This window comes from Moraxella equi (genome assembly GCF_002027555.1).
In the GTDB taxonomy this organism is placed as follows: Bacteria; Pseudomonadota; Gammaproteobacteria; order Pseudomonadales; family Moraxellaceae; genus Moraxella; species Moraxella equi.
Genome location: NZ_MXAP01000082.1, coordinates 1 through 8,562, shown reverse-complemented (window position 1 = coordinate 8,562; position 8,562 = coordinate 1). Strand labels below are relative to the sequence as shown.

The 8,562-nt window shown below is 45.9% G+C and carries 12 protein-coding genes; 7 read left to right on the top strand and 5 right to left on the bottom strand.

Annotated elements, in window-relative coordinates; all coding sequences use genetic code 11:
- The first annotated feature begins 191 nt into the window (after positions 1-191).
- Positions 192-524 carry a YbaB/EbfC family nucleoid-associated protein gene (locus tag B5J93_RS08495; RefSeq protein ID WP_079326003.1) on the top strand — a complete coding sequence of 111 codons (333 nt, stop codon included), beginning with the start codon at positions 192-194 and terminating at the stop codon, positions 522-524.
- A complete protein-coding gene (recR, locus tag B5J93_RS08490) occupies positions 524-1,117 on the top strand; it encodes a recombination mediator RecR (RefSeq protein ID WP_079326002.1) in 594 nt (197 codons plus the stop codon). The genes B5J93_RS08495 and recR overlap by 1 nt, the downstream gene beginning before the upstream one ends.
- A gap of 181 nt (positions 1,118-1,298) precedes the next feature.
- Here the strand turns inward: recR and B5J93_RS08485 are convergent, their stop codons facing one another.
- On the bottom strand, positions 1,299-1,943 hold the full coding sequence (locus B5J93_RS08485; protein WP_079326001.1) for a hypothetical protein: 645 nt from the start codon (positions 1,941-1,943) through the stop codon (positions 1,299-1,301).
- Between the two features lie 104 nt (positions 1,944-2,047).
- Between B5J93_RS08485 and B5J93_RS08480 the strand changes: the two genes are divergently transcribed.
- Both B5J93_RS08480 and B5J93_RS08475 read left to right on the top strand, forming a co-directional pair.
- The gene (locus B5J93_RS08480; protein WP_079326000.1) at positions 2,048-2,470 is read left to right on the top strand and encodes an HIT family protein; all 423 of its coding nucleotides are present in this window, start codon (positions 2,048-2,050) and stop codon (positions 2,468-2,470) included.
- A gap of 6 nt (positions 2,471-2,476) precedes the next feature.
- A complete protein-coding gene (locus B5J93_RS08475; protein ID WP_079325999.1) occupies positions 2,477-2,956 on the top strand; it encodes a pyrimidine dimer DNA glycosylase/endonuclease V in 480 nt (159 codons plus the stop codon).
- A 14-nt stretch (positions 2,957-2,970) separates the two neighbouring features.
- Here B5J93_RS08475 and B5J93_RS08470 read toward each other — a convergent pair whose 3' ends face one another.
- Positions 2,971-3,561, bottom strand: coding sequence for a L,D-transpeptidase family protein (locus tag B5J93_RS08470; protein WP_228144905.1), 591 nt, complete (start codon positions 3,559-3,561; stop codon positions 2,971-2,973).
- Positions 3,562-3,700: 139 nt separating this feature from the next.
- The gene (locus B5J93_RS08465; RefSeq protein ID WP_079325997.1) at positions 3,701-4,474 is read right to left on the bottom strand and encodes a ferredoxin--NADP reductase; all 774 of its coding nucleotides are present in this window, start codon (positions 4,472-4,474) and stop codon (positions 3,701-3,703) included.
- A 141-nt stretch (positions 4,475-4,615) separates the two neighbouring features.
- On the opposite strand from B5J93_RS08465, the gene tsaA reads away from it, so the two are divergent.
- Positions 4,616-5,320, top strand: coding sequence for a tRNA (N6-threonylcarbamoyladenosine(37)-N6)-methyltransferase TrmO (tsaA, locus tag B5J93_RS08460; protein WP_079325996.1), 705 nt, complete (start codon positions 4,616-4,618; stop codon positions 5,318-5,320).
- On the opposite strand, the gene ruvA is transcribed toward tsaA, so the two are convergent.
- The gene (gene ruvA / locus B5J93_RS08455) at positions 5,317-5,943 is read right to left on the bottom strand and encodes a Holliday junction branch migration protein RuvA (protein WP_079326004.1); all 627 of its coding nucleotides are present in this window, start codon (positions 5,941-5,943) and stop codon (positions 5,317-5,319) included. The genes tsaA and ruvA overlap by 4 nt on opposite strands.
- Positions 5,944-6,007: 64 nt before the next feature.
- A complete protein-coding gene (fba, locus tag B5J93_RS08450; protein ID WP_079325995.1) occupies positions 6,008-7,045 on the bottom strand; it encodes a class II fructose-bisphosphate aldolase in 1,038 nt (345 codons plus the stop codon).
- Positions 7,046-7,326: 281 nt separating this feature from the next.
- Between fba and B5J93_RS14025 the strand changes: the two genes are divergently transcribed.
- Together B5J93_RS14025 and B5J93_RS08445 are read left to right on the top strand one after the other, a co-directional pair.
- A complete protein-coding gene (locus tag B5J93_RS14025; RefSeq protein WP_143823518.1) occupies positions 7,327-7,698 on the top strand; it encodes a hypothetical protein in 372 nt (123 codons plus the stop codon).
- Positions 7,587-8,213 carry a transporter substrate-binding domain-containing protein gene (locus B5J93_RS08445; RefSeq protein ID WP_079325994.1) on the top strand — a complete coding sequence of 209 codons (627 nt, stop codon included), beginning with the start codon at positions 7,587-7,589 and terminating at the stop codon, positions 8,211-8,213. The genes B5J93_RS14025 and B5J93_RS08445 overlap by 112 nt, the downstream gene beginning before the upstream one ends.
- The last annotated feature ends 349 nt before the right edge of the window (positions 8,214-8,562 follow it).

Here is an 8,562-nt window from a genome sequence, read left to right as displayed (position 1 = left end):
TGTGCAAATCAACAAACAACTTGGCAATCCACCGCTTAGGTTTGAGATGATTTTAAGTTGAGAGTGGGGTATATTCTACAAAAATGTTATCAATGTTAGGCACGCCCCATGATAACAATTTCCTATTAAGTTAAAATTTTGTTATAATGGCTAACCATATTACCCACAATTATTATCCTTTGGAGTTTATGATGAACATTCAAGCACTCATGCAACAAGCCCAAGCCATGCAAAAGCAGGTTGAGCAAAACGTCGAATCCGCCAAAAAAACCCTTGCCCAAAAAGAAGTTCAAGGCGAAGCAGGCAACGGACTGGTAAAAGTGACCATGACAGGTCGCCATGTGGTCAAACGCCTATCTATCGACCCAAGTTTGATGGGTGATGAGCCTGACATGATTGAAGATTTGGTGGCGGCCGCCATTAATGATGCGGTACGTCAAGCAGATGAGCTATCAGAGGAAATCATGGCAGGGGCGACCACAGGCATGGGTCTGCCCAAGGGCATGCAAGGATTGTTCGATTAATGCTCACCCCCAAATTTGACCAACTGGTCAAAGCCTTGCAAATCCTACCATCTGTCGGGCAAAAGTCCGCCCAACGCATGGCGATAGAACTATTGTCCAAAAAACGACCCCAAGGCTTGGCACTTGCCTATGCCTTGGAGATTGCCATGAATGAGATTAAAGAATGTCAAATCTGCCATTCATTTAGCGATGATGACATCTGTCCCATCTGTGCCGATGTCCGCCGTGATGACAGTCAGCTGTGCGTGGTGGAGCGTGCATCCGATGTGGTGGCGATTGAGCAAAGTGGGGCGTATCGTGGGCGGTATTTTGTGCTGGGCGGTCATCTGTCGCCCTTGGACGGTATCGGGGCGGATGATTTGCACATGGATGAGCTGGTGGCGTTGGTCAAAAAGTCTGCCATTAGCGAGCTGATTCTTGCCACGGGGGCGACGGTCGAAGGTCAGACCACCGCCTTTTTTATCCATGATGCTCTAAAAGCCCACGTGGATAACATCACTCGCTTAGCCCAAGGCATTCCCATGGGCGGGGAGTTGGGTTATGTCGATAGCCTAACCTTGCACCAAGCCTTACAGAATCGGGCGTTTTTATAGTTGATTTTTTACTATATTGCAAGCAAAACGGTTGGGATTGTCCAACCGTTTTTTAATGCGTGGGTTACTTGAAATAAAAAATATACCCAAAAAATTTAAAAATTACTACAAACGCAATGATGTTTGGATGTAGGGGCGTGTTGAGCGCGCCTTATATGCGCTAGGTAAAACACCCAAAACCCTAAAACCGCTCTTGTGCATGTTCCATGATTTTATCATGTAGGGCATGGCTTAGATATGCCATGGCTTGGGGGGTGGTGTGTCTGATGTGGTTTAGGATTTGGGTGGTGGCAAGAGCGTGACTGTTGGGCAGGCGAGTGTAATTATCACTGGGCGTAATGACAAATTCATCATCAGACAAATCAACACTCACCAGCTCCTTGGCGGTGTTTTTGTGCAGGACATTGACGTTGCCTGACAGTAGGATGTTGCCAATCTCGTCAGCGACTGCTTGGGTGAGGTCGCACTCATCGGTGGTCTGGCTGTCTTTGGCGGTGTTGGTAAATTGCAAATGCAGGGCAAGGGGAAACTCATCCCACACGATGACACTCGTGCCTGTGATTTTGATGTGGGTGGCAGGGTGTAGGCTGTCGGGACTGACCCCAAAAATCGCACACGCCTGTGCCGTGGTTACTTTGTCATTCATCTGCCCAAAAAAGTCGGTCAAAGGCTTTTGAATCTTTAGCTCATCGCTTAGGCGGTCATAATGAACCAACAGCATGAGTGGCAAATCCTGCTCATAGATGAATTTGTCTATCTTGACATTATGTACCCGAAAAGGCACATCATCGGTCAATACTTCTTGTAAAATAAAACGGTCAGTCATGGTAAAACATATCTTATAAAACGCATAATATAGCACAAAAAACTTTTATTTACACCCCTGCTTTATGCTACAATGATTATCATCACTTATCCTAGGAGTAGCCCATGACTTACGACAATACCAACATTTTTGCCAAAATCCTGCGTGGCGAAATCCCGTGCCATAAGGTTTATGAAGATGACAAAACCCTTGCCTTTATGGATGTCATGCCACAGGCAACGGGTCATGTGCTGGTTATCCCTAAGTGTGAAGCGGTGGAGCTGTCTGATTTACCGTGCGAGTATGCCTGTGCGGTGCTCAAAACCGCCCAAAAGGTCATCACTGCCCAACGCACTGCCCTGGGTGTGGACGGCATTGTCCAGATGCAACTTAACCACGCGGGTGCAGGGCAAAGCGTGTTCCACTATCACATGCACCTAATCCCAACCCACGTTCACGAGCTGGGCAAGCACGAGAGTGTCATGGCAGACCAAGACGAGCTGGCGGAGCTGGCAAGTAAAATCCGTGCGGTCATTGACGACAAGTAGGGTATTTTGAACATTTTCTACCTTGACCCTGACCCGATACGCTGTGCCAGTTTTCACGGTAACAAGCATGTGGTCAAGATGATATTAGAATACGCCCAGTTACTGTGTACCGCTCATCATCTGTGTGATAACGTTCTTAGCAATGATGAGCGGGCGGTGCTGTATAAATGTACGCACCAAAACCACCCATGTGCGGTGTGGGTGCGTGGCTCAAAGTCGCATTATGACTGGCTTTATCAGCTGTTTGTCGCCCTGTGTGATGAATATACGCACCGCTATGGCAAGGTTCATCTGACCGACCAAAAGCTCCGCCACATTCTGATAAACTGCCCCATCTCTGCCGACACGCCTTTTATCGCACCTCCGCAGGTCATGCCCGATGAATATCAAGGCGGTGATACAGTCACCGCTTATCGTGCCTATTATCGCTGTGGCAAGGCGGATATTTTGGCGTATACGGGTCGCCCAAGCCCTGATTGGTTATAGTTTTAATTTAAGCATTAAGGCAAAATCTCAATCACCGCATTTTCCACAACCGCCACAAACAGCTCGTCTATTTCTGGGTCAGTTACGGCGATACAGCCGTGTGTCCAGTCTTTGAGCAGATGATTTGCCCCGATGATGTCGCCAAGTCCGTTTTTTATGCCGTGAATCTTTATCGCCCCGCCTGCCGATTTGCCGTGAGCTTTGGCGTAGGCGATGTCGGCTTCATTGGGGTAAGAGATACCCAAATTTTTGTGATAACCGCTATTGGCATTACGGTCGTTTATGGTATAGACCCCTTCGGGCGTTTTCATGTCGCCTTCAAATTCTTTGTGCCCTATCGGGTTTTTGCCAAGCGATATCGGATAAATTTTTACCAAACTGCCTTGATGTAAAGCGTGCATTTCCCGTTTTGATTTATAAACGATGAGTTTGTCAATCTGTGTGCCTGTCGGTAGCGGTGGTTGATTGACAAGTTTAAGCTGTTTGGGCGATAGGGCGCTGGCGTGTGCCGTGGGATTGGTAGGCAAGTTTTGATAAAAATTAACTCCAAAAGCGGATAAAATGACAATGGCAAATAAGGGCAGGGCAGTGCGTTTTTTCATCATGATTTTGTATGTTTAAAATTTTATCATAGCATGGCAGTAGCTGATAAATTATGGAAAAATTGTGAAAAGTGGATTTTATAAAAATATAAAAACAAAAAACGCACCATAATAATAGTGCGTTTTATTATCAATGGGCCTATCAGCCCACAAACGCCCGCTCTACCACGTAATCGGCAGGTACGCCCATGCGTGGTGAAACGGTCAAACCAAAACTGTCTAAAATGGCAGACATATCGGCATTCATCGCCATGCTACCGCAAATCATCGCACGGTCATCGTCTTTGTTCATGGGGGGCAGACCGATGTCTTCAAAGAGTTTGCCTGATTTGATAATGTCGGTAACACGCCCTTGGTTTTTAAACTCATCACGGGTTACGGTGGGATAGTAGATGAGTTTTTTACACACCCATTCGCCAAAAATCTCATCGTTTGGCAGTTCATTTTCAAAAAAGTCTTTATACGCCAAATCTTCGGTATGACGCACGCCATGCACCAGAATGATTTTTTCAAAGCGTTCGTACATCTCAGGCTCACGCACGAGAGACAAAAATGGAGCAAGTCCTGTGCCTGTGGCAAGCAGATACAAATGCTTGGCAGGCAGCAGGTCATCGAGTACGAGCGTGCCAGTGGGCTTTTTGGAGACAAGCAGGGTATCGCCCACTTTGATGTGTTGCAGGCGTGAAGTCAAAGGGCCATCTTGGGCTTTGATAGAGAAAAACTCAAGCTCTTCTGCCCAAGCGGGACTGGCGATAGAGTAAGCACGGACAAGGGGTTTGCCGTCCACTTCAATGCCAATCATGGCGAATTCGCCACTTCTAAAACGCAAGCTGTCGCTACGGGTGGTCTTAATGGTAAATAGGCTGTCTGTCCAGTGGTGGACATAGGTGACGGTTTCGTTGATGAATTTTGACATGGCATTATCCAATTATTAAGAATGATTATCAAATCTGATATAATAGCAAATTTTGTGTATAATATCGATTTTTTATGCCAAATTTTACTTAAAAATTGGCATATTCATTTGTCATTTTAGCATAAACCGCCCAAAAATACCATGAACACACACGTTTTGCCGATTATCGGTCATCATTACTCACCCCTATCCCAAAAGTTTGGCATTCCACGCCAGCCCAACCTTGTCGCCATTAAAAGCCATATCCGCTTTGTCACTCCTTATGGCACGCCCGACGCCTTTGTCGGCATTGAGCAGTATAGCCATTTGTGGGTATTGTGGCAATTTCATCACAACAAAGCACAAGCCAATTTTCGTCCGCAGGTGCGTCCGCCACGTTTGGGTGGTAATGACAAAATCGGGGTATTTGCCACACGCAGTATGTACCGCCCGTCTGGGGTGGGGTTGTCGGTGGTGGGGTTTGATAAGGTAGAAGTGGTTGATAGTCAAGTGATTTTACATATTATAGGGGCGGACATGGTGGACGGCACGCCGATACTAGACATCAAGCCGTATCTGCCCTATGTGGACGGTGTGAATGGGGCGATGGGATTTGACAAACCGACTGGGCGGAATGTTATCTTTGATGATAAGGCCAATGATGGATTTGAACAATTGATAAAGTTGGGCTCATTAACAGCTGATGACAAAGCACTCATTGGCGAGCTGATTGCCCAAGACCCACGCCCTGCCTATCGCCAATCTGAAATCGGGGTGGCGTGTGCCATGCGGTATGGGGCGGTGGACGTGGATTTTGTCATGAATGAGCAGGGGGTTATGGCGGTGTGTGGGGTGCGGACAGTTTAAAACCCCGACAAAATTTTTAAACTTGCCTTTAATAGGTTTGATGTGGTCAGCTCATCATCGGACAGCGACTGTTTGGCGGTCTTAATGGCGGATTGGGCTTCCTTTTCTTTATAACCTAAGCTCACCAATGCACTTTCGGTTTCAGCGATGATGTGCATGGGGTTGGCGGTGTGTGTTGGCTCATCTTGGGTGGTGCTTGGGGCGAATAAATCGTCCGATGTGCCATCTAATTTGCCTTTTAATTCAATGATAAGCCGTTGGGCGGTTTTTTTGCCAATGCCTGCCACACGGGTTAGGGCGGACTCATCGCCATATTCTACCGCTTGGTGTAACTCGTTTGGCGGTAAGGTTGAGAGTATGGCAAGTGCCATTTTTGCCCCCACGCCATTGATTTTGATGAGTTTTTTAAAAATTTCTCGCTCAGGCCTGTCAGTAAAACCAAACAGCAGATGAGCATCTTCACGCACGACCAGTTGCGTATAAAGCGTAACGTTCATGCCGACAGACAATGTACAAAACTCACCAATGGGCATTTCTATCTCATAGCCGACCCCGCCTGATGTCATAACGCAAGCGACGGGAGCGGATAGGTGGGCGACTTGCCCTGTAATCATACCAATCATGGTTTTTCCTTTAAAATACAAATAAGGGCGAATCTTGTCGCCCTTATTCACGATTTGCACCAATTTATTTGTAATATTCTACCATTTTTTCCAATGAGATTGGGCGGATTTTGCTGGCATGACCTGCCGAGCCAAAGGCTTCATAGCGTTGTACGCAGATGTCTTTCATGGCGTTCATGCTGGCTTGTAAATATTTTCTTGGGTCAAATTCAGCAGGGTGGTCGTTCATAAACTTACGAATTGCCCCTGTGCTGGCTAGGCGTAAGTCGGTGTCAATGTTGATTTTGCGAACACCGTGCTTGATGGCTTCGACAAGTTGTTCTACTGGCACGCCATAGGTTTCGCCAATGTTACCGCCATTTTCGTTGATGATTTTTAGCCATTCTTGGGGAACGCTTGATGAACCATGCATGACAAGGTGAGTATTTGGCAGAGCTTCGTGGATTTCCTTAATGCGGTCAATCGCTAAAATGTCGCCTGTCGGTGGGCGAGTGAATTTGTACGCCCCGTGTGAAGTGCCAACGGCAATCGCAAGTGCGTCCACGTTGGTATCTGCCACAAATTGACGAGCTTCTTCGACCGATGTCAAAAGTTGGCTATGATCAAGTACGCCTTCTGCCCCCACACCGTCTTCTTCGCCTGCCATGCCGGTCTCTAAGCTACCCAAACAGCCGATTTCGCCTTCGACCGACACACCGCAGGCGTGAGCCATTTTGACGACTTCACGGGTTACACGCACGTTGTAGTCATAATCGGCAGGGGTTTTGCCGTCTTCTTTTAATGAACCGTCCATCATCACCGAGCTAAATCCAAGCTGAATGGAGCGTTGGCAGACGGCAGGGCTTGTGCCGTGGTCTTGGTGCATGACAACAGGAATGTGTGGCCACTCTTCAATGGCGGACAAAATAAGGTGGCGTAAAAAGGGAGCCCCTGCGTATTTTCTGGCTCCTGCACTGGCTTGCACGATGACGGGCGAGTCGGTCTCGTCCGCTGCCATCATGATGGCACGCATTTGTTCTAGGTTGTTTACATTAAAGGCGGGCAGACCGTAAGCGTGTTCGCCTGCGTGGTCAAGAAGTTGGCGTAAGGATACAAGTGCCATGATAGCTCCAAAATGATTAAATTTGTCAAATTATATCAAAAAAAAACGTGAAAATCATGGTATTTTGTATCAAATCACACAGTTATTGTGAACTTTCTAGACATCAAAGACGAATCAAATAAAAAAGTTATCAATAATCATTATTTTTAAAACAAATAATTTTGCAACAAAATGTAATAAGCTTATGAAACTACTGTATTAAGATTAAATAATGTGTTATCATCATAAAAACTTAACAATTTGTTAGGTTAAATCAATCCCTTAGTTAGGAGAAGGAAACTATGAAAAATTTCAATACCAAGGCAAAGTATGCCATTTTACCATTGATGTTGTCAGCGTTGATGGCATGTAGCGATAAAGCCCCTGAAACTGCCAGTGAGCCTAAGAGCGAGCCGGCACCTACCGCAACAGCACCAGCCACAGGCGAGCAAGTCAGTACCAGTGCCACCGTGCCCAACGCCCAAAGCTATGTGGTCGGTATCGATGCCAACTATCCCCTTATGATTTTAGGGATGAGAATGGTAACGCCCAAGGTTTTGATGTGGATATCATCAAAGCCATCGCTGAAAATCAAGGCTTTGGCGTGGACGTCGTTCCTCAGGATTGGGAAGTGCTTGTCAAAGGCTTGGATAATGCCCAAAGCCATATTGTGATGTCAGGTTTTTCAAGAAACGATGAGCGAGAAGCAAAATATTTACTTTCTAATACCTATGCATGGGGACGAGATGCACTTGCTGTTTCTGCGGAAAACAACAGTATCAAAAACTTAAAAGATTTAAATGGCAAGAAAGTTGCAACATTCGCTGACAGCCCCTATATTCCGCAATTAGAAGAAGTGATTGGTCAAGGCAATCCTGGTATTATTGGAAAACCATCCGCGTTCTTAGCTTTTAAAGAATTGGCGACAGGCAATGCTGAGGCGGTATTAGCAGATGAAGGTGTGCTACGTTACTATGCCAAGCAGTTCCCTGAGGTTAACTTTAAAATCGTCGGTGAAGGCGAGGCTTTTGAGTATTATGACATGGTTATCATCACACCAAAGTCTGAAAATGATTTGATGGAAAAAATCAATACAGGGCTTGCCAACATTGTCGCTGATGGTACTTATGCAAAAATTTATGAAAAATGGTTTGGTGTAGCACCAGAGCAATTACCTGCGACAAAATAGGTTAAATGCTTAAAAAGACTTGGTATTGCCAAGTCTTTTTTGTTGCTAAGATTTATAAAGTATCCAGATGGGTATTGATAGGAAAATACCCAAATCCCAATCCGCATTCCAACGCCCATTGCCAAACCAGACACACTCAATGGGATAACTAAAGTCAAAAGCCATTGGAGGTTTTGGTATCGCATTTAACCATCCCCTCCCATGTACATACCTCCATCCAAACAACCCAAAACAACAATATGAACCAAGTGATAATCCATTGTCCTAAATGGCAATCTAAATTCATAGTTACGTTGAATTTAAAAAACTACTGCTAGATTTGGATTGCCATTATACCAACCGAACCCAA

Coding starts and splice junctions, on each gene's coding strand:
- B5J93_RS08470 (WP_228144905.1), bottom strand. CDS start 3,561: ATGATGAAAAAACGCACTGCCCTGCCCTTATTTGCCATTGTCATTTTA.
- B5J93_RS14025 (WP_143823518.1), top strand. CDS start 7,327: ATGAAAAATTTCAATACCAAGGCAAAGTATGCCATTTTACCATTGATG.
- B5J93_RS08480 (WP_079326000.1), top strand. CDS start 2,048: ATGACTTACGACAATACCAACATTTTTGCCAAAATCCTGCGTGGCGAA.
- fba (WP_079325995.1), bottom strand. CDS start 7,045: ATGGCACTTGTATCCTTACGCCAACTTCTTGACCACGCAGGCGAACAC.
- B5J93_RS08465 (WP_079325997.1), bottom strand. CDS start 4,474: ATGTCAAAATTCATCAACGAAACCGTCACCTATGTCCACCACTGGACA.
- tsaA (WP_079325996.1), top strand. CDS start 4,616: ATGAACACACACGTTTTGCCGATTATCGGTCATCATTACTCACCCCTA.
- B5J93_RS08485 (WP_079326001.1), bottom strand. CDS start 1,943: ATGACTGACCGTTTTATTTTACAAGAAGTATTGACCGATGATGTGCCT.
- ruvA (WP_079326004.1), bottom strand. CDS start 5,943: ATGATTGGTATGATTACAGGGCAAGTCGCCCACCTATCCGCTCCCGTC.
- recR (WP_079326002.1), top strand. CDS start 524: ATGCTCACCCCCAAATTTGACCAACTGGTCAAAGCCTTGCAAATCCTA.
- B5J93_RS08495 (WP_079326003.1), top strand. CDS start 192: ATGAACATTCAAGCACTCATGCAACAAGCCCAAGCCATGCAAAAGCAG.